Origin of the sequence: Streptomyces sp. NPDC086023 (assembly GCF_044540325.1) — a bacterium.
Lineage (GTDB): Bacteria > Actinomycetota > Actinomycetes > Streptomycetales > Streptomycetaceae > Streptomyces.
This window is the reverse complement of record NZ_JBITRX010000002.1, coordinates 210,606-231,704: the sequence shown is the minus strand read 5'-3', so window position 1 is coordinate 231,704 and position 21,099 is coordinate 210,606. Positions and strand designations below refer to the sequence as shown.

Here is a 21,099-nt window from a genome sequence, read left to right as displayed (position 1 = left end):
TACCCTCCGGGAGCCCTCCCCCGCATCCACCCCCTCGGGCGCCCTCGGCTGCGCACATGCAGTACGTTCGCCTTATGTCCCAGCCCCCCAAGACCACACGGACCGCCCCGACCGATGCCCCGGAGAGCACGGCGGGGGCGCGCGCGGCCGCCCAGCGGCTGAAGATGCGCCGCGAGCTCGCCGCCGCGGCGATGGAGCTGTTCGCGTCCAAGGGGTACGAGGCCACCACGGTCGACGAGATCGCCGCGACCGCCGGGGTGGCCCGGCGGACCTTCTTCCGGCACTTCCGGTCCAAGGAAGAGGCGATCTTCCCCGACCACGACGACACGCTCACCCGGGCGGAGGCGGTGCTGGACGCCGCTCCCGCGCACGAGCACCCGCTCGACACGGTGTGCCGGGGGATCAAGGAGGTCATGAAGATGTACGCGGCCTCCCCCGCGGTCTCCGTGGAGCGCTACCGCCTGACCCGTGAGGTGCCGACCCTGCGCGAGCGGGAGATCGCCTCGGTGGCACGGTACGAGCGGCTGTTCACCCGGTACCTGCTGGCCCACTTCGACGAGACCGACCACCACGACGGCAACGACGACCCGCTGCTGGCCGAGGTGGCCGCGTCGGCGGTCGTGACGGCCCACAACCACGTGCTGCGGCGCTGGCTGCGGGCCGGGGGCCAGGGGGACGTGGAGGCGCAGCTGGACCACGCCTTCGGGATCGTACGGAAGACCTTCGGCACCGGCATCGGTGCCGGGCGCTCGCTCAACGGGGCGCCCGCCCCGGCCGCCGCGCCGGCCTCGGTCAGTGCGGAGGGCGAGGTGCTGGTGGCGGTGGCCCGTACCGACGCTCCGCTGGACGAGGTCATGCGGACGATCGAGGAAGCACTCAAGAACAAGTAGGACGGCAGGGGCGCCACCGGGCGCCCGATGCCCCCGACGCGCCTGATGTGACGGCCGTCTCCCGGTACCCGGGAGGCGGCCGTTCCTGTTGTCCGGGTTGCCCCTACTCGCGGGTAACTCTGATCGATCATCGCTCATCTGCGCAGGTCAATCGGCAATTGAGAGAAATTTTTGGCACGCAGTGCCTTGCCGAGTGACACGGGGTGCCATACGTTGAAGTCAGTCCGGACGTCCCCGCGGCCCGTGCCACCACTCGCACGGAACGCGCCCCGGACCGCCTGCGTCACCAGGCCGCACGCGCCCACCACAGCGCCTCACGCACCACAGCACCGCCGAACCGACGGCACACCTCCAACGGACCACCCTCAGCGTTCCCTCGACGCACCCTCGCCGGAGGCACCACCGTGAAGCACATCCTGGACGCGATTCAGTCGCAGGCCGCCACGGCCGAAGACTTCGCGGCCCTGCCGCTCCCCGACTCGTACCGCGCGATCACCGTGCACAAGGACGAGACGGAGATGTTCGAAGGGCTCACCACCCGCGAGAAGGACCCGCGCAAGTCCCTCCACCTCGACCAGGTCCCGGTGCCCGAACTCGGCCCGGGCGAGGCCCTGGTGGCCGTCATGGCCTCCTCGGTCAACTACAACTCGGTCTGGACCTCGATCTTCGAGCCGCTCTCGACCTTCGGCTTCCTGGAGCGCTACGGCCGCGTCAGCGAGCTCACCAAGCGCCACGACCTGCCGTACCACATCATCGGCTCCGACCTGGCCGGCGTCGTCCTGCGCACCGGCCCGGGCGTCAACGCCTGGAAGCCGGGCGACGAGGTCGTCGCGCACTGCCTCTCCGTCGAGCTGGAGTCCTCGGACGGCCACAACGACACGATGCTCGACCCCGAGCAGCGCATCTGGGGCTTCGAGACCAACTTCGGCGGCCTCGCCGAGATCGCCCTGGTCAAGTCCAACCAGCTGATGCCCAAGCCCGCCCACCTCAGCTGGGAGGAGGCGGCGAGCCCGGGCCTGGTCAACTCCACCGCGTACCGCCAGCTGGTCTCCCGCAACGGCGCCGGGATGAAGCAGGGCGACAACGTCCTGATCTGGGGCGCCAGCGGCGGCCTCGGCTCGTACGCCACCCAGTTCGCCCTGGCCGGCGGCGCCAACCCGATCTGCGTCGTCTCCTCCCCGGAGAAGGCCGAGATCTGCCACAAGATGGGCGCCGAGGCGGTCATCGACCGCAACGCCGAGGGCTACAGGTTCTGGAAGGACGAGGAGACCCAGGACCCGCGCGAGTGGAAGCGTTTCGGGTCCAAGATCCGCGAGCTGACCGGCGGCGAGGACATCGACATCGTCTTCGAGCACCCGGGCCGCGAGACCTTCGGCGCCTCGGTCTACGTCACCCGCAAGGGCGGCACGATCACCACCTGCGCCTCCACCTCCGGCTACATGCACCAGTACGACAACCGCTACCTGTGGATGTCCCTGAAGCGCATCATCGGCTCGCACTTCGCGAACTACCGCGAGGCCTGGGAGGCCAACCGCCTCATCGCCAAGGGCAAGATCCACCCCACCCTCTCGAAGGTCTACTCCCTGGAGGAGACCGGCCAGGCGGCCCACGACGTCCACCGCAACGCCCACCAGGGCAAGGTCGGCGTCCTCTGCCTCGCCCCCGAGGAGGGCCTGGGCGTGCGCAACCACGAGCTGCGCGCCAAGCACCTCGACGCCATCAACCTGTTCCGTGACGCGCCAGCGGAGCGGACGAATTCGACCAGCCGCAACGTCTGAGACGCCCAAAGGCCAAAGGGACAGCCTGAGATGACAGAGCGCCAGAAGGACCGTCCGTGGCTCATGCGGACGTACGCCGGCCACTCCACGGCCGAGGCGTCCAACGAGCTGTACCGCCGCAACCTCGCCAAGGGGCAGACCGGCCTGTCGGTCGCGTTCGACCTGCCCACCCAGACCGGGTACGACCCCGACCACATCCTCGCCCGCGGCGAGGTCGGCCGGGTCGGCGTGCCGGTCTCCCACCTGGGCGACATGCGCCGGCTGTTCCAGGACATCCCCCTGGAACAGATGAACACCTCGATGACGATCAACGCCACGGCCATGTGGCTGCTGGCGCTCTACCAGGTGGTGGCCGAGGAGCAGGGCGCGGACATCACCCAGCTCCAGGGCACCACCCAGAACGACATCGTCAAGGAGTACCTCTCCCGCGGGACGCACGTCTTCCCGCCCGGGCCGAGCCTCCGCCTGACGACGGACATGATCGCGTACACGGTCAACAACATCCCGAAGTGGAACCCGATCAACATCTGCAGCTACCACCTGCAGGAGGCGGGGGCCACTCCGGTCCAGGAGATCTCGTACGCGATGTGCACGGCCATCGCCGTGCTCGACTCGGTGCGCGACTCGGGCCAGGTGCCCGAGGAGCGCTTCGGCGAGGTGGTCGCCCGCATCTCGTTCTTCGTGAACGCGGGCGTCCGCTTCATCGAGGAGATGTGCAAGATGCGCGCCTTCGGCCGCATCTGGGACCAGATCACCCGCGAGCGGTACGGCATCGAGAACGCCAAGCAGCGCCGGTTCCGGTACGGCGTCCAGGTCAACTCCCTGGGCCTGACCGAGGCGCAGCCGGAGAACAACGTCCAGCGCATCGTCCTGGAGATGCTGGCCGTCACCCTCTCCAAGGACGCCCGCGCCCGCGCGGTCCAGCTGCCGGCCTGGAACGAGGCGCTGGGCCTGCCGCGCCCCTGGGACCAGCAGTGGTCCCTGCGCATCCAGCAGGTCCTGGCCCACGAGAGCGACCTGCTGGAGTACGAGGACATCTTCGCCGGCTCGCACGTCATCGAGGCCAAGGTCGAGGCCCTGGTCGCGGAGTGCCTGGCCGAGATCGACCGGATCCAGGAGATGGGCGGCGCCATGGCCGCCGTCGAGTCCGGCTACCTGAAGTCCCAGCTGGTCTCCTCGCACGCCGAGCGGCGGGCCCGGATCGAGGCCGGCCAGGAGAAGATCGTCGGCGTCAACATCTTCGAGACCACCGAGCCCAACCCGCTCACCGCCGACCTGGACACCGCGATCATGACGGTGGACGGCAAGGTCGAGGCCAGGGTGCGCGCGGACATCGGCCGCTGGAAGGCCGAGCGCCAGGAGTCCACCGACCGCCAGGGCGGCGGCGACCCCTTCGTCTTCCCGACCACCCAGCAGGCGCTGGAGCGTCTGAAGGAGGCGGCGGCCGGTGACGAGAACCTGATGGAGGCCACCCTGGAGTGCGCCCGCGCGGGCGTCACCACCGGCGAGTGGGCCGAGGCGCTGCGCGAGGTCTTCGGCGAGTTCCGCGCCCCCACCGGCGTCTCCTCGGCCCCCGTGGCGGTCACCGCCGAGCCCGGCACCCCGCTCGCCGAGGTCCGGGAGAAGGTGGCCCGTACCGCGGAGGAGCTGGGCTGCGGCCGGCTGCGCCTGCTGGTGGGCAAGCCCGGCCTCGACGGCCACTCCAACGGCGCCGAGCAGATCGCCGTCCGCGCCCGCGACGCCGGGTTTGAGGTGGTCTACCAGGGCATCCGGCTGACGCCGGAGCAGATCGTCAGTGCCGCCCTGGCCGAGGACGTGCACTGCGTGGGACTGTCGATCCTGTCCGGCTCGCACGGCGAGCTGGTCCCCGACGTGCTCGCCCGGCTGCGCACGGCGGGGGCGCCCGACATCCCCGTCATCGTCGGCGGCATCATTCCGAATGCCGACGCGGACGAACTGCGCGCGGCCGGTGTGGCCGCCGTCTTCACCCCGAAGGACTTCGGTATCACGGAGATCATCGGCCGTATCGTCGACGAGATCCGCACAGCGAACAAGCTCAGCCCCCTCGAAATCTCGGAGGTCCCCGCATGACCACGCCTCTCTCCCCCGTGAACCGGCTGCGTCCGCGCCGTTCCTGCCTCGCGGTGCCGGGCTCCAACCCCCGGTTCCTGGAGAAGGCCCAGGGACTGCCGGCCGACCAGGTCTTCCTCGACCTTGAGGACGCCTGCGCGCCGCTCGCCAAGGAGGGCGCCCGCCACACCATCGTGGACGCGCTGAACAACGGCGACTGGTCGGGCAAGACCCGGGTCGTGCGGGTCAACGACTGGACCACCCACTGGACGTACCGCGACGTGATCACGGTCGTCGAGGGCGCGGGCCAGAACCTCGACTGCATCATGCTGCCGAAGGTCCAGGACGCCCAGCAGGTCGTGGCGCTGGACCTGCTGCTCACGCAGATCGAGAAGACCATGGGCTTCGAGGTCGGCAAGATCGGCATCGAGGCGCAGATCGAGAACGCCAAGGGCCTGGTGAACGTCGACGAGATCGCCGCCGCCTCCCCGCGTCTGGAGACGATCATCTTCGGCCCGGCCGACTTCATGGCCTCGATCAACATGAAGTCGCTGGTCGTGGGCATGCAGCCGCCCGGCTACCCGGCGGACGCGTACCACTACATCCTGATGCGCATCCTGATGGCGGCCCGTACGCACAACCTCCAGGCCATCGACGGCCCCTTCCTCCAGATCCGCGACGTGGACGCGTACCGCGAGGTCGCCGGCCGCGCCGCCGCCCTCGGCTTCGACGGCAAGTGGGTCCTGCACCCCGGCCAGGTCGAGGCGGCCAACGAGGTCTTCTCCCCCTCCCAGGAGGACTACGACCACGCCGAGCTGATCCTCGACGCGTACGACTGGTGCACCTCCGAGGCGGGCGGCAAGAAGGGCTCCGCGATGCTCGGCGACGAGATGATCGACGAGGCCAGCCGCAAGATGGCCCTGGTCATCGCGGGCAAGGGCCGCGCCGCCGGCATGACGCGCACCACCAAGTTCGAGATCCCGGAGGCCTGAGGATGCAGTTCGGACGCACCTACGAGGAGTTCGAGGTCGGGGCGGTCTACAAGCACTGGCCCGGGAAGACGGTCACGGAGTACGACGACCACCTCTTCTGTCTGCTCACCATGAACCACCACCCGCTCCACATGGACGTGAACTACGCGGAGAACACCACCGACTTCGGCAAGAACGTGGTGGTGGGCAACTACATCTACTCGCTGCTCCTCGGCATGTCCGTGCCGGACGTCTCCGGCAAGGCCATCGCCAACCTGGAGATCGAGTCGCTGCGGCACGTGGCGCCGACCTTCCACGGCGACACGATCTACGGCGAGACCACGGTCCTGGACAAGACCCCGTCGAAGTCGAAGAACGACCGCGGGATCGTCTACGTCGAGACCAAGGGCTACAAGCAGGACGGCACCCTCGTCTGCGTCTTCCGGCGCAAGGTGATGGTCCCGACCGAGACGTACATCAAGGAGCGCGGCGGCGAGCAGCCCGGCCGGCCCCAGCTGAAGGAACAGGGGAAGTAGCCATGGCACGACTCGCCCAGACCGCCGGGCTGACCGACGTCCAGCAGGAGATCCTCAAGACCGTCCGCGAGTTCGTGGACAAGGAGATCATCCCGGTCGCGACCGAGCTGGAGCACCGCGACGAGTACCCCCAGCAGATCGTCGACGGGCTCAAGGAGCTCGGCCTCTTCGGTCTCATGATCCCCGAGGAGTACGGCGGTCTCGGTGAGTCGCTGCTCACCTACGCGCTGTGCGTCGAGGAGATAGCCCGCGGCTGGATGTCCGTCTCGGGCATCATCAACACCCACTTCATCGTGGCGTACATGCTGAAGCAGCACGGCACCCAGGAGCAGAAGGACCACTTCCTGCCCCGCATGGCGCTGGGCGAGGTCCGCGGCGCCTTCTCGATGTCGGAGCCGGGCCTGGGCTCGGACGTGTCGGCGATCACGTCGAAGGCGGTCAAGGACGGCGACGAGTACGTCCTGAACGGCCAGAAGATGTGGCTGACGAACGGCGGCTCGTCCACTCTGGTCGCCGTCCTCGTCCGAAGTGACGAAGGACACCCCGAGGGCACCGCGCCCCACAAGTCGATGACCACCTTCCTCGTGGAGAAGGAGGCCGGCTTCGGTGAGGTCCGTCCCGGCCTGACCATCCCGGGCAAGATCGACAAGATGGGTTACAAGGGCGTCGACACGACCGAACTCATCATGGACGGACTGCGCATTCCGGCCAATCGGGTCCTTGGCGGCACCACCGGCCGAGGGTTTTACCAAATGATGGACGGAGTCGAGGTCGGTCGTGTGAACGTGGCCGCCCGTGGCTGCGGTGTCGCGCAGCGTGCCTTCGAGCTGGGTGTCGGGTATGCCCAGCAGCGTCACACTTTCGGCAAGCCGATCGCCCAGCACCAGGCCATTCAGTTCAAGCTGGCCGAGATGGCTACCAAGGTCGAGGCCGCTCATGCCATGATGGTGAACGCAGCACGCAAAAAGGACTCCGGGGAACGAAACGACCTCGAAGCAGGGATGGCGAAGTACCTCGCCTCCGAATACTGCAAGGAAGTCGTGGAGGACGCCTTCCGCATCCACGGCGGCTACGGGTTCTCGAAGGAGTACGAGATCGAGCGCCTCTACCGGGAGGCCCCGATGCTGCTGATCGGTGAAGGAACCGCCGAGATCCAGAAAATGATCATCGGGCGACGCCTGCTCGAGGAGTACAAGCTCCAGGGCTGAAAGTCCCTTTTGTAGCGGAAGGTCCGCGAAAAGGGTCACACCCTGTCACTGGCTTCCGGCCATCGACTCGGCTTCTGGCTTGCCCAGTTGTTGCGCGCAACCGATAGCATTCCAGTAAAGCCGCCGTCCCGTCCCCCCGTTTGCGGCGCGGCAATCACCCGCTACGAAGGTCATCCATGCCCCACAGCCAAACCTCTGCACCTCGCGACAGCCGACTCGGCGTACGCCTCGCGCGCGGAGCATCGCCGTGGCTTCTGCCGACCGTTGCCACCGCGGCACTCAGCCTCACCCGGGCCCGCAAGTCCGGACGCTGGGCCGCGGTGGCCGTGCCCACCACCGCTCTCGCGGCGGGCATGCTGTGGTTCTTCCGCGACCCCGAGCGCGAGATCGCGCCGGGCCGCGTGATCTCGCCCGCCGACGGTGTGGTGCAGAGCATCATGCCGTGGAAGGACGGCCGGACCCGGGTCGCGATCTTCATGAGCCCGCTGAACGTCCACGTCAACCGCGCGCCCCTCGCGGGCACGGTGACGTCGGTCGAGCACGTCCCCGGCGGATTCGTCCCGGCGTTCAACAAGGAGAGCGAGAACAACGAGCGCGTTGTCTGGCACTTCGACACCGAGCTCGGCGACATCGAGATGGTGCAGATCGCGGGAGCGGTCGCGCGCCGCATCGTCCCGTACATCCCGCAGGGCACCAAGGTGGAGCAGGGCGAGCGCATCGGCCTGATCCGCTTCGGCTCCCGTGTCGACATCTACCTCCCCGAGGGCGTCGAGGTCGGGGTCGAGGTCGGCCAGGCCACCACGGCAGGGGTGACTCGAATTGACCGTGACTGATCACGAGACCCCGGCCGGCTGGGTTCCCGAGGCCGAGGAAGAGGACAGCGAGGAGATGCCCCTCTCGCTGCGTCTGTCGATAGCGGACACCCTCACCCTCGGCAACGCGACCTGCGGCTTCATGGCGGTGTACTTCACCACCACGGGCATCCTGATCCCGCACCTGACCGGCAGCGACGAGTCCGGCATGGCCCGTCACAGCGCCGCCACCGCGGTGATACTGATGCTGCTGGCCGCGATCTTCGACCTGTGTGACGGGCTGGTGGCGCGCAAGCTCCGCAGCTCTCCCATGGGCGCGGAGCTGGACAACCTGTCGGACCTGATCAGCTTCGGCCTGGCCCCCGCCTACTTCGTGCTCGTCTACGGCATGGTCGCCGACGACGCGCACCAGCGGGTGTCGGCCCTCGCCGCGATCGTGGTGCTCCTCGCCGTGGTCCTCAGGCTGGCCAGATTCAGCTGCGTGACCATGAAGGACGGCATGTTCCAGGGCATGCCGAGCCCCTTCGGCGCGCTCACGGTGGTCTCCATCGTGCTGCTGGAGCTGCCGTTCGTCCCGACGCTCCTCGCGATCATCGGGGTGGCCTGGCTGATGGTGAGCCGGGTCGAGTACCCCAAGCCGCGGGGTGTCCTCGCGGTGGCGATGCTCAGCTGGATCGTCGGCGCGATGGGCATGCTGGCGGCCTGGGCGTTCGACGCCCCGGGCGGCCAGATGCTGCTCCAGACCGGCTGCGCGCTGCAGATCGTGATGGCGGCGACCATCCCGCTGTTCGCCACCACCCGCCGGGTGAACACCTTCCGCCACAACCGCCGCGAGGCGCGCGCCGGCGCGGGTGCGGCGGAGCCGGTGAAGGTGCCGCAGCCGTAGCGCTGCGCTCGCATGCAGGACCGGGAAGGGCCCGGACGCCGCTCAGGCGTCCGGGCCCTTCGCCGTGTGGGGGCGCCGCCCCCGGCTTTCGCCTCGGGGCCCTCCGCCGTGGGGCCGCCCGCCCCGGGGCCAGCGGCGGCCGCGCTTGTGCCGGGCACGGCCGTACGCGTAGCCCGCGGCCGCGAGGACGGACAGGGCGCACCACACGGCCACGCCGACGCCGACCCAGGCCCAGGCATTCATGTGCGGCTCCCGTGAACGCGGTGTGAGGACACGCGGAAGTACCTACCCGGTGGCCCGTTCGGGGTGCCGTTGACGCGCCTCGCACCCGCGAGCACACGACGGTCTTCCACGAGGAGCCTCGCACACCGCGGCGACCCCCTGTGACTGTTCCCAAACCATCCGTCACATCGGGTGACGGCCTCAGCGGTCGGTGACGAGTGCCTCCGAGTAGGTGGTCCGCAACAGCTCCCGCAGTTCCTCCACACTGTTCGGTTTGCCGGCGGGATCGGGGTACGGGGCATCGGCCAGCAAAGCGGGCAGCACGCCTCCCGCCTCCGCCCGGGCCAGGAGCTCGTCGGCCACGCGCCCGCCCTCCCGGATGTCGTAGAGCGCATAGAGCAGCCGAAGCTGCGGCCACGAGGGGGTGGTCGCCACGATCCGGTCCGCCAAGTCCGTCCGCTGGGACGGCAACAGCACGCCGAAGGCCCGTGCGAACACGGTGACGGCACCCACCTCGGTTCCGGCCTGGTGGACGAGCGCCCCCAGAACCGCGTCCGCCAGGGCTTCGTGTCCCTGGCCGGCCAGCCGCCGGGCGATACCGAACAGCCTGCGCGGCTGGAAGTCACGGCGGGCGGCCTCGCGGACGGCCGAGGCGATCGCCGACGAGTCGTCGATCAGGCCCAGCAGGTCGGCCAGGTCGAGGCCCTTCGCCGCCCGCACGGCCTCGGCGAGCAGCGCGCGGCCCCGATCGCCTTCCCCGCCCGTGCTCCACGCCTCGTACAAGGTGGCCAGATCCTGCGGTGTCCTGGTCCTCACGACCTGCGCCAGCAACTCGCGGTCCAGCGCGGCCTCGCGCCCCAGCGTGTGCAGTCGCCCTCCCAGCTCCGCGATGAAGTCCACGCACCGGTAGTCGCAGACGAGGCCCACCAGCCACTCCGCGCGGTGGAGTGCGCCGTAGTCGACGAGCCACCGCAGGATCCGGAACACCTCGGCCGCGGACCGGTCCCAGGCGGCCGCCTCCAGCGCCCGCGTCACCTCACGCGGCTCATCGGCCACCAGGTGGCCGGACAGGCGGTCCAGGAAGGCCTCCACCGGGAGGGCCTGTTCCGGGTCCGCCGGGCCGTGCGCCGCGCGGAGGGCTCCGAGCTCCTCCTCCAGTTCCAGTACCCGGTCCTCAAGGGCCCGGCAGCGGGCCTCCGCGTCCGTCCTCAGGGCGGTCACGTCGGCCAGGTCGGCCCTGACCTGGGCGAGTTCCGCCTGCAGGGCCTCGCGGGTACCGCGGTCCTGCGCAGCCGTGGCGCGCAGCTCCAGCTCACGGTGGCGGGACGCGGCCTGGTCCCGCGCCCAGTCGGTGCGCTGCTGCTCCAGTTCGGCGCTCGCCGCCGCCAGTTCGGCCTCCAGCCGGTCCATGCGGTCGTGCAGGGCGTCCTGCTCGCGGCCCAGCCGCGCGATGGTGCGGCGGGCGCGCGCGGCCTCCTGGCGCACCACCTCCAGCTCGTACTCGGCCGGGTCCGTGGCACGTACGGCGGCCAGCCGCTGCTCCCGGACCCGGGCCCTGGCGGCTTCCTGGAGCGGGGTGCCGAGCTTGGTCTCCACCTCGCGGATCAGGCACTCGACGAAGTCCTCGGTGGCCACGCGACGGCCGCCCAGGCAGCGGGAGACGATCGAGTGGTGCAGCGAGACGCGGACCGCGTAGGCGCGCTGAGAGACACCGAGCGTGTTGAAGAGCCGTGTCAACGTGTTGCCGAGCTCCGCAACCTCTGGGACCTCACCCCGTTCCACCTCGGACGAACCGCCTGCTGGCCGCGTCAGGTCCGGCACGGTCTCCCCTCCCCCCGAGCGGTGCACCGGATCGGCAACGGTGCGGGCTGTCGCAACGTAACCGGCCTTCCCCACCCTGGGGTCGTCAATCAGCCGCAGTCGGAAGGAACGTGACACATGGCCGGTGTGTGGATGTCCGTGGCGGCCGGAGGCCGCTGGGCGGGCCGGGTGCTCGTGGTGGCCCTCGCCCTCGTGCCCGTCGTGATCGTGACGCTGGCGTCCGTGCCCGCGCTGGCGGTGCTGCCGTTCTCGCGGCGGCGCGCCGCGCAGGCCGCCGGCATCGTGCGGCAGCTCGGGGGGTGGACGCGGTCGCTGCTGCTGGGCAGCAGGGAGCGGTAGGCCCGGGACGTGCGAGGGGCCCCGTACCGGATCCGGATCCGGTACGGGGCCCTCGCTCGTACGGGTGTCTAGAGGACGTCGGCCGCGATGTTCGACGCGACCTGCTCCAGCAGCGGGCCCGCGTTCGCGATGCACTTCGCCGTGTCCGGCTCGACCTCGGTCAGCGGGTACGCGCGGCGGATGCCGGCGGCCTGGAGGGCCTCCTGGGTGAGCAGCAGCCGGCCGCAGACCGCGACGACCTCCTTGCCGGCGGCGCGGGCCGCGGCGGCGACGCCGGCGGGGGCCTTGCCGTGCAGGGTCTGCTCGTCGAGGGAGCCCTCGCCGGTGATGACCAGGGTGGCCCGCTCCAGGGCCGGGGCGAAGCCCAGCACCTCCAGCATCAGCTCGATGCCGGGCCGGAAGCTCGCGCCGAGCAGCAGCGCGCCGTAGCCGATGCCGCCGGCACCGCCCGCGCCCGGGGAGGCGGCCAGCTCGGTGGCCTTCGGGCCGATCGCCTTCTCCAGCACCTGCGCGTAGTGGCCGAGGGCCGCGTCGAGCGTCGCCACGTCCGCCGGCGAGGCGCCCTTCTGCGGGCCGTACACGGCGGCGCAGCCCTTGGGGCCGGTCAGTGGGTTGTCCACGTCGCTCGCGAGGACGAAGTCCACGTCCGCGAAGCGCGGGTCGACGCCCGACAGGTCGGCCGAGGCGAGGTCCGCGAGGGCGCCGCCGCCGGGGCCGACCGGGTTGCCGTCCGCGTCGAGGAAGACGGCGCCCAGGGCGGCGAGCATGCCCGCGCCGCCGTCGGTGGTGGCGCTGCCGCCGACCCCGAAGACGATGGTGCGGGCGCCCGCGTCGAGGGCGGCTCTGAGCACCTCGCCGGAGCCGTAGGTGGTGGCGGTGAGCGGGGCGAAGACGCCCTTGGGGAGCAGCTGGAGGCCCGAGGCCTCGGCCATCTCGACCACCGCGGTGCCCTCGCGCAGGGCGAAGGCGGCCGTGACCTGCTCGCCGAGGGGGCCGGTGACCCGTACCTCCCGGCGCTCGAAACCGGCCGCCACCGCGGCCGCGACCGTGCCGTCGCCGCCGTCCGCGACGGGGAGGGTCTCGACCTCCACGCCGGGTACGGCCTTGCGGAGGCCCGCCGTCACCCGCTCCGCGACCTGCACGGCCGTGAGCGAGCCCTTGAATTTGTCCGCGGCGATGAGCACGCGCGCGGCCTCAGTTACTGCCCCGTCCGTCACCTTGCTTATCCCTTGCTATCGAACGTGCAGTCGCGCCACCCCGAGGGTATCCGGAGGATCCTCCTATGCCCATGGGTGGCCTGGGCCACACACGGCGCGCCACGCCAGAAAAGGGTGATATTCACCCCCATAGTGGGGCCGCATGAGCACGGATTCACTGGAACAGGCACCTCCGGACAAGCCGCCCGGGGACCCTGGAGGGGACTCCCCCGACCGTACCGTCGTGACGGTGGGGGTGATCGCGGTGCTGGTGGTGGTCGCCTGGGCCGCGCTGGCCAAGGGGTCCTTCGACAGCGCGTCGGGCACGGCGCTGAACTGGGTGCTCTCCAATTTCGCCTGGCTGTTCGTGATCGCAGCGGACGTCTTCCTCGTGATGTGCGTGGTGCTGGCGGTCAGCCGGTTCGGCCGGGTACGGCTCGGCACGGACGACGCCGAGCCGGAGTTCGGCAACCTCGCCTGGATCGCGATGATGTTCAGCGCCGGCATGGGCATCGGCCTGATGTTCTACGGCGTGGGCGAGCCGCTCACGCACTACCTCGCCCCGCCGCCGGCCTCCGGCGCGGCCCCGCGCACCGGCGCGGCGGCCCTGGCCTCCCTGGAGTACTCGTTCTTCCACTGGACGCTCACCCCCTGGGCGATCTACGGCATCGCGGGCCTCGCGCTGGCGTACGCGACCTTCCGCAAGGGCCGGGGCAACCGGCTCAGCTCCGCGTTCGTGCCGCTGCTGGGCGAGCGCCGGGCGAACGGCGCGCCCGGCAAGGCCGTCGACCTGCTCGCGGTCTTCGCCACCGTCTTCGGCACCGCGACGAGCCTGGGCCTGGGCGCCCTCCAGGTGGCCGAGGGGCTGAACATCACCACCGGGGTCGAGGACTCCACCGGCCTCGAACTGGTCATCATCGTGTCGCTGTCGGCCGCCTTCGTGCTGTCGGCCTTCTCCGGCCTGCACAAGGGCGTGAAGTGGCTGAGCACCATCAACATCGTGCTGGCCGCCGCGCTGATGCTGTTCGTGTTCCTGCTCGGGCCGACGGTGTACGTCCTGGACGTGATCCCGGCGAGCGTCGGCGGCTACCTGCACGAGCTGCTGCCGATGGCCACCCGGACCGGGGCCTTCACCGACAGCGAGTGGCTGGGCGCGTGGACGATCTTCTACTGGGCGTGGTGGCTGTCGTGGGCGCCGTTCGTCGGCACCTTCATCGCCCGCATCTCCAAGGGCCGGACCATCAGGGAGTTCCTGGTGGGCGTGCTGCTGGTGCCCAGCGGGGCCACCGTGATCTGGTTCTGCGTGATGGGCGGCACCGCGATCCGGCTGGACTCGACGGGTGCCGCCGACCTGGGGGCCAAGGTGAAGGACGGGGCGGAGGCCTCGCTGTTCGCGATGCTGGACGCGCTGCCGCTCGGCACGCTGACCTCGTGGGTGGCGATGCTCCTGGTCATGACGTACTTCGTGACCAGCGCGGACTCGGCCTCGCTGGTGATGGGCTCGCTGACCAGCCGGGGTTCGCTGCACCCGCCCACCTGGCTGGTGGTGACCTGGGGCGTGCTGATGGCCGCGGTCGCGGCGGTGCTGCTGGTCGCGGGCGGGCTGAAGTCCCTCCAGACGGCCACGATCCTGGTGGCGCTGCCGTTCGTGGTCGTGATGCTGCTGCTGTGCTGGGCGCTGCTGAAGGAGCTGCGGGCGGACCCGGGCGCCGGACCGGCCAGGCACCACGCGCTGCACGGGCTGCGGGACGCGGTACGGGCCATGGTGGGCGACGCGATCACCGAGCAGGGCCAGGTCCGGCACCCCCGGCTGCGGCGGGTGGCCGAGTCGCGCCGGGACCGGGAGGAGTAGCGGCTTCCGGGCCGCCGCCGGGCGGGGGGAAGTGCCGGGGCGCCGTCGGGCGGGGGAAGTGCCGGGGCGCCGTCGGGCGGAGAAGCGCCGGGGCGCGGCCGTCCGTACGGGGTATACATCCCTTTGTGAGCGAGCTCGCGGACCGGATCCACGGCGGCTGGCTCGGCCGGATCGCGGGCAACATGCTGGGCAAACCGGTCGAGCGCGGGGACCACTGGACGCGCGACCGGATCGACCGCTACCTGCGGCGGGCCGGCGCGCTCCCCCTGGAGGACTACCTCCCGCCCCCGTCCGCGCTCACCCCTCCGGGGGAGCCGGGCGAGTTCGAGCTGCGCCCGGAATGGGGGGCGTGCGTACGCGGCGCGGTCCACGGCAGCTGCCGGGACGACGACGTGGACTACGCGCTGCTGGTCCTCGGGCTGCTGGAGCGGCACGGCATGGAGTTCACGACCGAGCAGGTCGGGGAGCGGTGGCTGCTGAGCCTGCCGTACCTGGCGACCTTCACGGCGGAGCGGGTGGCGTACCGCAACCTCGCCAATGGGCTGCGCCCGCCGCTCACCGCCACGTACGACAACCCGTACCAGGAGTGGATCGGCGCCCTGATCAGGGCGGACGTGTACGGCTGGAGCTCGCCCGGAGATCCCCGGCGGGCCGCGTCGCTGGCCCGCCGGGACGCGGTGCTGTCGCACACCGGGAACGGCGTGTACGGGGCGATGTGGGCGGCGGCGGTGATCTCGGCGGCCTTCACGGCGGACGGGCCGCGCGAGGCGGTCGAGGCGGGGCTGGCCCGCATCCCTGCGAGCAGCCGGCTGGCACGTACCGTGCGGCGGGTGGTCGCACTCCACGAGGCCGGGGTGGAGTGGGCGGACACGCTGACCGAGCTGGAGGCGGAGACCGGCGGGCTCGGCTGGATCCACACGGTGCCGAACGCCGCGGTACTGACCGCCGGGCTGCTCTACGGGGACGGGGACTTCACCCGTACCGTCGCGCTGACCGTGCGCGGCGGCCTGGACACCGACTCGAACGGCGCGACGGCGGGCTCGGTCGCCGGGGTGCTGTGCGGGGCGGCGGCCATCCCCGAGCAGTGGACCGTGCCGCTGGAGGACACCGTCCGCAGCGCCGTCCAGGGGTTCGACGGGGCCTCGATCCGCGAGCTGGCGGAGCGGACGGTGCGGCTGGCGGAGGGCGGGGGCTGACCCCGGCGGGGGCTGACCCCGGCGGCAGCTGGTCCCGGATCCCGGCGACCGGGCGGCGACCGGCGGAAAGCGGCGGAGAGCGGCTGGCGACCGGGCGGAGAGCAGGCCCTGACCGGCCGGGTCGGCCGCTCACGACCGGTGCGGCTGGTGCGGCCGGTCACGGCTGATGCGGCAGTCACGGCCGGTGCGGCCGGTCACGGCTGATGCGGCAGTCACGGCCGGTGCGGCCGGTCACAGCTGGTGCGGCCGGTGCGGCCTCAGGCGCCCAGGCCGTGGCGGGCAGCCCAGGCCCCGATGGCCGCCGCGATCTCCTCCGGTCGGTCCTCGGGGGCCTGGTGCGAGGCGGCGCCGCAGGGCACGATCTCCAGTGCGGCGACGTTCTCCCGGCACCAGTCGGTCAGCTCGGGGCCGATCATGAGGGCCTTGGAGCCGTCGAAGGTCAGCAGCAGCTTCGGCACCTCGGTGCTGGCCGCGAGCCACTTGTCGTACGCCTCGACACGGGCGATCACGTCCGCCGGCTCGCCGCCCACGGGCATCGAGCGCGGCCACTGGAGCAGGGGGCGGCGGCTCTCGGGGGTCGGGTAGGGGGCGCGGTAGACGTCCCAGTCCTCCTCGGCCAGGCCGGTGAGGACGGTCTGGGCGAAGGAGTCGAGGAAGACGTTGCGGTGGAGGACCAGTTCCTCCCCCTCCCCCGGCCGCTTGAAGGCCTGGAAGCGCTCACGGGCCGCGGCCGGGTACTCGTCCCAGGTCATCGGCCGGAGGATCGTCTCCATGAACGCGACGCCCCGGACCCGCCCGGGGTGGCGGGCGGCGAAGTCGAAGGCGAGCGCACCGCCCCAGTCGAGCCCGACCAGGACGACGTCGGTCAGCCCGAGGGCGTCGAACCAGGCGTCGAGGTACCGGGAGTGGTCGTCGAAGGTGTACCCGATGCCGGGCTTGCCGGAGCGGCCCATGCCGATCAGGTCGGGGGCGAGGAGGCGGCCGTGGCCGGCGAGGCCGGGCAGGACGTTGCGCCAGACGTGCGAGGAGGTGGGGTTGCCGTGCAGGAAGACGAACGGGACTCCGGTCCCGCGGTCCTCGTAGTGGAGGGTCGAGTCGAGCACCTGGATCTCGGGCATGACGGCCGTCCTTCACGGGTCGGTCCCGCATTGTCGGTAGGGCGACTAACGTTCGTCGCACTAATGAAAGTAGATGGTTAGTGGCACTAACGCAAGGGCTAGGATGGCGCGCATGACCGGCACCAGCGAGACCCCCGCCCGGCTGCGGGCCCTGCCCAGCAGGCTGCTCTCCCTCACCACCGGCCACGCCGACCGCCTGGTGGGCGAGGCCCTGGCCGGCGAGGACGCCCGCAAGTGGCACTACGCCGTCCTCGCCGCGCTCGCCGAGGGCGGCCCGGCAAGCCAGGCGGAACTGAGCCGCCGCACCCGTGTGTACCGCAGCGACCTGGTCTCGGTGATCAACGAGCTGAGCGCGCGGGGACTGGTGGAGCGCACCCCCGACGCCGCCGACCGCCGGCGCAACGTCATCAGCGTCACGGCCGCGGGCGCCGAGCGGCTGCGGCGCCTCGACACCCTGCTGGCCGCGGCCCAGGACGAGCTGCTGGCCCCGCTCGCGCCGGCGGAGCGCACCGAACTCGTGCGGCTGCTCACGGTCCTGGCGGACCATCACGGGCAGGGGGACATGCCGTAGGGGCATGCGGAGGCACGGACGTGCGGACGTTCAGACGTGCAGTGGAACGGACGCGCGGAGGGCGGGACGGCGTACGGGCAGACCCTAGGCTGTCGCCCGTGACCACGACTGACTACGCCACCTACATCGCCTCGCTGCCCCGCGTGCTGGCGGGGGCCGCCGCGCTCTTCCGGGACGCCGAGGGGCGCGTCCTCCTCGTCGAGCCCAACTACCGGGAGGGCTGGGCGCTGCCGGGCGGCACCATCGAGTCCGACCGCGGCGAGTCACCGCGGCAGGCGGCCCGCCGCGAGACCGCCGAGGAGATCGGCCTCGACCTCCCGCTCGGGCGGCTGCTCGCGGTGGACTGGGTGCCCGGCCCCGGCCGGCCGCCCCTGGTGGCGTACGTGTACGACGGCGGGGTGCTGGACCGCGAGCAACTGGCCGCGGTCCGGCTCCAGGAGGAGGAGCTGGTCTCCTGGAGGCTGGTGCCGCCGACCGAACTCACCACGTACCTGCCCGGCTCGCTCGGCCTGCGCATCGAAGCTGCGTACGAGGCCGCGGAGCGGGGCACGGGCCCGGTCGAGCTGGAGTACGGGCGGGCGGTGGGCTGAGGCGGTGGGCTGAGGGGTGGGATGAGGGGTGTGGCCTGACGGCGACCGCCCCCCTGGCCGGTGGCCTGTGCTCCTCAGAAGAGGGCGGTCTCCGCACCGCTCTCGAAGGCCAGCAGCCGCTGCTTGCGGTCGATGCCGCCGCCGTAGCCGGTCATGCCGCCCGACGCCCCGATCACCCGGTGGCAGGGCACGATGATGCCGATCGGGTTCTTGCCGTTGGCCAGGCCCACCGCACGCGAGGCGTTCGGCTTGCCGAGGCGCGCCGCCAGCTCGCCGTACGACCAGGTCTCCCCGTAGGGGATCTGCTTCAGCTGGTCCCAGACGCTGCGCTGGAACTCCGTGCCCTCCATGCGCAGCGGGAGGTCGAAGGCGGTCAGCTCGCCGGCGAAGTACGCGGCCAGCTGGCGCACCGCCTCGGGGAACGGCTCCTCCTCGGCGCCGGCCCGCTCGCCGAAGGACTCCTCCGGCGGGCGGTGCCGCTGCCCGGTCATGTAGAGGCCGCTGAGCGTGCCCTCGGTGGCGACCAGGGTGAGCGGCCCGTAGGGGCTGTCGATGACGGTGTGCATGCGGTCCATGAGTGTCTTTCCTCGTTCTTCGTCCAGCGTCTCACGGGCGGCGGGGGCCTCCGCGGCCCCGGGGCTCAGCCCGGCAGACGGTTGATGGCGTGGTCGTCGGTCGCCCACAGGTACTGCACTGCGTACGCCCGCCAAGGCCGCCAGCCCGCGGCGCGGGCCGTCAGGGCGGCCGGGGTCGCGGGCAGGCCCAGACCCCTGGCCGCACGGCGGACGCCGAGATCGGTGGGGAGGAAGGCGTCAGGGTCGCCCAGGGCGCGCATCGCGATCACCTCGACCGTCCAGGGGCCGAAGCCGGGCAGGGCGGCCAGCCGCTCGCGGGCGCTCTCCCAGTCGCTGTCGATGCCGAGGGGCAGCGAGCCGTCGGCGAGCGCCCCGACCAGGGTGGTGAGCGTCGTGCGGCGGCTCTTCGGCAGTGCCAGGGCCTCGGGGTCCAGGGCGGCCAGTGCCTCCGGGGAGGGGAAGAGGCGGGTCAGGCCGCCGTGCGGGTCCGCGACGCGCTCGCCGTGCGCGGTGACCAGGCGGGCCGCGTGGGTACGGGCCGCGGCCGTGGACACCTGCTGGCCGAGGACCGCCCGTACGGCGAACTCCGCCGCGTCGACGGTACGCGGCACCCGGCGCCCGGGGGCCTTGTCGACCACCGGCGCGAGCAGCGGGTCGGTGCGCAGCTGCGCGTCGACCGCCTCGGGGTCGGCGTCGAGGTCGAGCATCCAGCGGCAGCGGCTGATGGCGATGGTCAGGTCGCGCAGGTCGGTCAGGGCCAGCCGGCAGGCGATGTGGTCGGGGCGGGGCGACAACGCCGCGACCCCGGTGCCGTACGGGAGCCGCAGGGTGCGGCGGTACGCACCGTCGCGCCACTCCTCGACGCCGGGGACGGCGGTGGCGGCCAGGTGCCCGAAGAGGTTGTCGGGGTTGAGCGGCGCGCGGAACGGCAGCCGCAGCGAGAGCACGCCGGGGGCCGGCGGTTCACCGGCGGCCCGCCCGCCGCGCGCGGGCCGGCGGGCGGCGCGGGTGCGCAGCTCGCTCGGGGAGAGGGCGAAGACCTCGCGGACGGTGTCGTTGAAGGTGCGGATGGAGGAGAAGCCGGCCGCGAAGGCCACGTCCGCCATCGGGAGCTCCGACGTCTCGATGAGCAGCCGCGCCGTCTGGGCCCGCTGGGCCCTGGCCAGGGCCAGGGGCCCTGCGCCCAGCTCGGCGTTGAGCTGGCGCTCGATCTGCCGGGTCGAGTACCCGAGCCGGGCCGCCAGGCCCGGCACGCCCTCCCGGTCGACGACACCGTCCCGGATCAGCCGCATGGCGCGCGCCACGGCGTCGGCGCGTGCGTTCCACTCGGGTGAGCCGGGGCTGGTGTCGGGCCGGCACCGCTTGCAGGCCCGGAATCCGGCCTGCTGGCAGGCCGCGGCGCTGGGCAGGAAGGTCATGTTCTCGACCTTGGGGGGCACGGCCGGGCAGCTGGGGCGGCAGTAGATGCGGGTGGTCAGGACGGCGGTGAAGAACCATCCGTCGAACCGCGCGTCCTTCGACTGCACGGCGCGCACGCAGCGCTCGGTATCGGTGTGCATGCCTCAAGCTTCGGTCACCGGCGGCGGGGCGGGCTGGCGATTTTCCGACATCAAGATTGCGGGGGGGGGTCGGGGTCGGGGTCGGGGTCGGGGTCGGGGTCGGGGTCGGGGGGTGAACGTCTCGGGGGTGGGCCGGGGGCATCCGCAGCGGGCCTCTCTCGGGATGGGTCCTGGAGCCACCCGCCACTTGAGGGTGTTTCCGGGGCGGGGCGGGGTGTCAAGGGCGCTCCGCGTCGCCTGCGGCGATTCCACTTCGTTCCACCCTTGACACCCCACCCCGCCCCGGGCGGACTACGAGTGGCGGGAGGCTCCAGGGGGGACGGTCAGGGGGCAACGAGACAAGGGACCGGTGGCGGCGGGAGCGTCCCCGGTGGCTCCGCCACCCGGCGGACGGCCGGGAGCCCGGTGTCGGCACCCGGGCCCGGAAGCGGGGCGGGCCCCCGCCCCACGGGGCGGACGCGACAGCGTCCGTAGGCCCCCAGCCCGTCTCAGCGACCTCCGGGCCGCCGGTGCCCCTTCATAAGCCGCCACAGATCGCTACGCGCTCCTGCCCCACCGCGGCGGACGGCTGTCTTGAGCCGGACATAGGCCGCCAACGACCGCTACGCGCTTCTCTCGACCGGCGACCGGCGGGCCGTCGGTGGTCGAGACGCCGCCAACGGTCACTGCGCGCTTCTCTCGCCCCGGCGGCCGACGGGACGGTCGAGCCGCCCAGACGGCCTCGTGCTGCTCTCGCTCAGCGGCCGACGGGCCGTCCCCGCCCGCCAGTTGCAGGAGATGGACACTGAATCCAGGTCATCCCCGTCCCCGGCTCATCCCAGCCCCGGACGGCCGTCCGTCGCCGTCTGGCAGGAGCGCGTAGCGATCGTGGGCGGCCTATGAAGGGGCGCAGACGGCCCGGAGGTCGCT

The 21,099-nt window shown here is 71.8% G+C and carries 19 protein-coding genes; 13 read left to right on the top strand and 6 right to left on the bottom strand.

Annotated elements, in window-relative coordinates:
- Window positions 1-74: 74 nt before the first annotated feature.
- From ACIF6F_RS04370 to pssA, 8 genes are all read left to right on the top strand, one after another.
- Complete coding sequence (locus tag ACIF6F_RS04370) at window positions 75-890, top strand: TetR family transcriptional regulator (RefSeq protein ID WP_399941063.1); 816 nt, start codon at window positions 75-77, stop codon at window positions 888-890.
- Window positions 891-1,294: 404 nt separating this feature from the next.
- Window positions 1,295-2,668 carry a crotonyl-CoA carboxylase/reductase gene (gene ccrA / locus ACIF6F_RS04365; RefSeq protein WP_399941060.1) on the top strand — a complete coding sequence of 458 codons (1,374 nt, stop codon included), beginning with the start codon at window positions 1,295-1,297 and terminating at the stop codon, window positions 2,666-2,668.
- 30 nt (window positions 2,669-2,698) lie between these two features.
- Window positions 2,699-4,759 (top strand): protein meaA, encoded by a 2,061-nt coding sequence (locus tag ACIF6F_RS04360; protein WP_399941057.1) that lies wholly within the window; start codon window positions 2,699-2,701, stop codon window positions 4,757-4,759.
- Complete coding sequence (locus tag ACIF6F_RS04355; protein WP_399941055.1) at window positions 4,756-5,730, top strand: HpcH/HpaI aldolase/citrate lyase family protein; 975 nt, start codon at window positions 4,756-4,758, stop codon at window positions 5,728-5,730. The genes ACIF6F_RS04360 and ACIF6F_RS04355 overlap by 4 nt, the downstream gene beginning before the upstream one ends.
- Window positions 5,731-5,732: 2 nt before the next feature.
- Window positions 5,733-6,245, top strand: coding sequence for a MaoC family dehydratase (locus tag ACIF6F_RS04350; RefSeq protein WP_226738650.1), 513 nt, complete (start codon window positions 5,733-5,735; stop codon window positions 6,243-6,245).
- 2 nt (window positions 6,246-6,247) lie between these two features.
- The gene (locus tag ACIF6F_RS04345) at window positions 6,248-7,453 is read left to right on the top strand and encodes an acyl-CoA dehydrogenase family protein (RefSeq protein WP_399941052.1); all 1,206 of its coding nucleotides are present in this window, start codon (window positions 6,248-6,250) and stop codon (window positions 7,451-7,453) included.
- A 176-nt stretch (window positions 7,454-7,629) separates the two neighbouring features.
- Window positions 7,630-8,286, top strand: coding sequence for a phosphatidylserine decarboxylase (locus ACIF6F_RS04340; RefSeq protein ID WP_399941050.1), 657 nt, complete (start codon window positions 7,630-7,632; stop codon window positions 8,284-8,286).
- 55 nt (window positions 8,287-8,341) lie between these two features.
- Window positions 8,342-9,151, top strand: a complete 810-nt coding sequence (gene pssA, locus ACIF6F_RS04335; RefSeq protein ID WP_399942128.1) for a CDP-diacylglycerol--serine O-phosphatidyltransferase — start codon at window positions 8,342-8,344, stop codon at window positions 9,149-9,151.
- Between the two features lie 42 nt (window positions 9,152-9,193).
- Here the strand turns inward: pssA and ACIF6F_RS04330 are convergent, their stop codons facing one another.
- Together ACIF6F_RS04330 and ACIF6F_RS04325 are read right to left on the bottom strand one after the other, a co-directional pair.
- Entirely contained in the window at window positions 9,194-9,394 is a 201-nt protein-coding gene (locus tag ACIF6F_RS04330) for a hypothetical protein (protein WP_399941048.1), read from the bottom strand.
- Window positions 9,395-9,574: 180 nt separating this feature from the next.
- Complete coding sequence (locus tag ACIF6F_RS04325) at window positions 9,575-11,110, bottom strand: hypothetical protein (RefSeq protein ID WP_399941045.1); 1,536 nt, start codon at window positions 11,108-11,110, stop codon at window positions 9,575-9,577.
- A gap of 201 nt (window positions 11,111-11,311) precedes the next feature.
- Between ACIF6F_RS04325 and ACIF6F_RS04320 the strand changes: the two genes are divergently transcribed.
- Complete coding sequence (locus ACIF6F_RS04320) at window positions 11,312-11,533, top strand: hypothetical protein (protein WP_399941043.1); 222 nt, start codon at window positions 11,312-11,314, stop codon at window positions 11,531-11,533.
- Between the two features lie 68 nt (window positions 11,534-11,601).
- On the opposite strand, the gene ACIF6F_RS04315 is transcribed toward ACIF6F_RS04320, so the two are convergent.
- Entirely contained in the window at window positions 11,602-12,750 is a 1,149-nt protein-coding gene (locus ACIF6F_RS04315; protein ID WP_399941041.1) for a glycerate kinase, read from the bottom strand.
- Window positions 12,751-12,892: 142 nt separating this feature from the next.
- Between ACIF6F_RS04315 and ACIF6F_RS04310 the strand changes: the two genes are divergently transcribed.
- Entirely contained in the window at window positions 12,893-14,581 is a 1,689-nt protein-coding gene (locus ACIF6F_RS04310) for a BCCT family transporter (RefSeq protein ID WP_399941038.1), read from the top strand.
- Window positions 14,582-14,706: 125 nt separating this feature from the next.
- Window positions 14,707-15,777, top strand: a complete 1,071-nt coding sequence (locus ACIF6F_RS04305; RefSeq protein ID WP_399941035.1) for an ADP-ribosylglycohydrolase family protein — start codon at window positions 14,707-14,709, stop codon at window positions 15,775-15,777.
- 257 nt (window positions 15,778-16,034) lie between these two features.
- Here the strand turns inward: ACIF6F_RS04305 and ACIF6F_RS04300 are convergent, their stop codons facing one another.
- On the bottom strand, window positions 16,035-16,895 hold the full coding sequence (locus ACIF6F_RS04300; protein ID WP_399941033.1) for a haloalkane dehalogenase: 861 nt from the start codon (window positions 16,893-16,895) through the stop codon (window positions 16,035-16,037).
- 112 nt (window positions 16,896-17,007) lie between these two features.
- On the opposite strand from ACIF6F_RS04300, the gene ACIF6F_RS04295 reads away from it, so the two are divergent.
- Complete coding sequence (locus ACIF6F_RS04295; protein WP_399941030.1) at window positions 17,008-17,466, top strand: MarR family winged helix-turn-helix transcriptional regulator; 459 nt, start codon at window positions 17,008-17,010, stop codon at window positions 17,464-17,466.
- A 98-nt stretch (window positions 17,467-17,564) separates the two neighbouring features.
- Window positions 17,565-18,056 carry an NUDIX domain-containing protein gene (locus ACIF6F_RS04290; protein ID WP_399941029.1) on the top strand — a complete coding sequence of 164 codons (492 nt, stop codon included), beginning with the start codon at window positions 17,565-17,567 and terminating at the stop codon, window positions 18,054-18,056.
- Between the two features lie 74 nt (window positions 18,057-18,130).
- Here ACIF6F_RS04290 and ACIF6F_RS04285 read toward each other — a convergent pair whose 3' ends face one another.
- Window positions 18,131-18,631, bottom strand: coding sequence for a methylated-DNA--[protein]-cysteine S-methyltransferase (locus tag ACIF6F_RS04285; RefSeq protein ID WP_399941026.1), 501 nt, complete (start codon window positions 18,629-18,631; stop codon window positions 18,131-18,133).
- Window positions 18,632-18,696: 65 nt separating this feature from the next.
- Window positions 18,697-20,190, bottom strand: a complete 1,494-nt coding sequence (locus tag ACIF6F_RS04280) for an AlkA N-terminal domain-containing protein (protein WP_399941025.1) — start codon at window positions 20,188-20,190, stop codon at window positions 18,697-18,699.
- Window positions 20,191-21,099 lie beyond the last annotated feature (909 nt).

Bases quoted from the DNA above. Each gene is read 5' to 3' on its own strand.
- ACIF6F_RS04370 (WP_399941063.1), top strand. From the start codon at position 75: ATGTCCCAGCCCCCCAAGACCACACGGACCGCCCCGACCGATGCCCCG.
- ACIF6F_RS04360 (WP_399941057.1), top strand. From the start codon at position 2,699: ATGACAGAGCGCCAGAAGGACCGTCCGTGGCTCATGCGGACGTACGCC.
- ACIF6F_RS04355 (WP_399941055.1), top strand. From the start codon at position 4,756: ATGACCACGCCTCTCTCCCCCGTGAACCGGCTGCGTCCGCGCCGTTCC.
- ACIF6F_RS04350 (WP_226738650.1), top strand. From the start codon at position 5,733: ATGCAGTTCGGACGCACCTACGAGGAGTTCGAGGTCGGGGCGGTCTAC.
- ACIF6F_RS04345 (WP_399941052.1), top strand. From the start codon at position 6,248: ATGGCACGACTCGCCCAGACCGCCGGGCTGACCGACGTCCAGCAGGAG.
- ACIF6F_RS04340 (WP_399941050.1), top strand. From the start codon at position 7,630: ATGCCCCACAGCCAAACCTCTGCACCTCGCGACAGCCGACTCGGCGTA.
- pssA (WP_399942128.1), top strand. From the start codon at position 8,342: ATGCCCCTCTCGCTGCGTCTGTCGATAGCGGACACCCTCACCCTCGGC.
- ACIF6F_RS04330 (WP_399941048.1), bottom strand. From the start codon at position 9,394: ATGAATGCCTGGGCCTGGGTCGGCGTCGGCGTGGCCGTGTGGTGCGCC.
- ACIF6F_RS04320 (WP_399941043.1), top strand. From the start codon at position 11,312: ATGGCCGGTGTGTGGATGTCCGTGGCGGCCGGAGGCCGCTGGGCGGGC.
- ACIF6F_RS04310 (WP_399941038.1), top strand. From the start codon at position 12,893: ATGAGCACGGATTCACTGGAACAGGCACCTCCGGACAAGCCGCCCGGG.
- ACIF6F_RS04300 (WP_399941033.1), bottom strand. From the start codon at position 16,895: ATGCCCGAGATCCAGGTGCTCGACTCGACCCTCCACTACGAGGACCGC.
- ACIF6F_RS04295 (WP_399941030.1), top strand. From the start codon at position 17,008: ATGACCGGCACCAGCGAGACCCCCGCCCGGCTGCGGGCCCTGCCCAGC.
- ACIF6F_RS04285 (WP_399941026.1), bottom strand. From the start codon at position 18,631: ATGGACCGCATGCACACCGTCATCGACAGCCCCTACGGGCCGCTCACC.
- ACIF6F_RS04280 (WP_399941025.1), bottom strand. From the start codon at position 20,190: ATGCACACCGATACCGAGCGCTGCGTGCGCGCCGTGCAGTCGAAGGAC.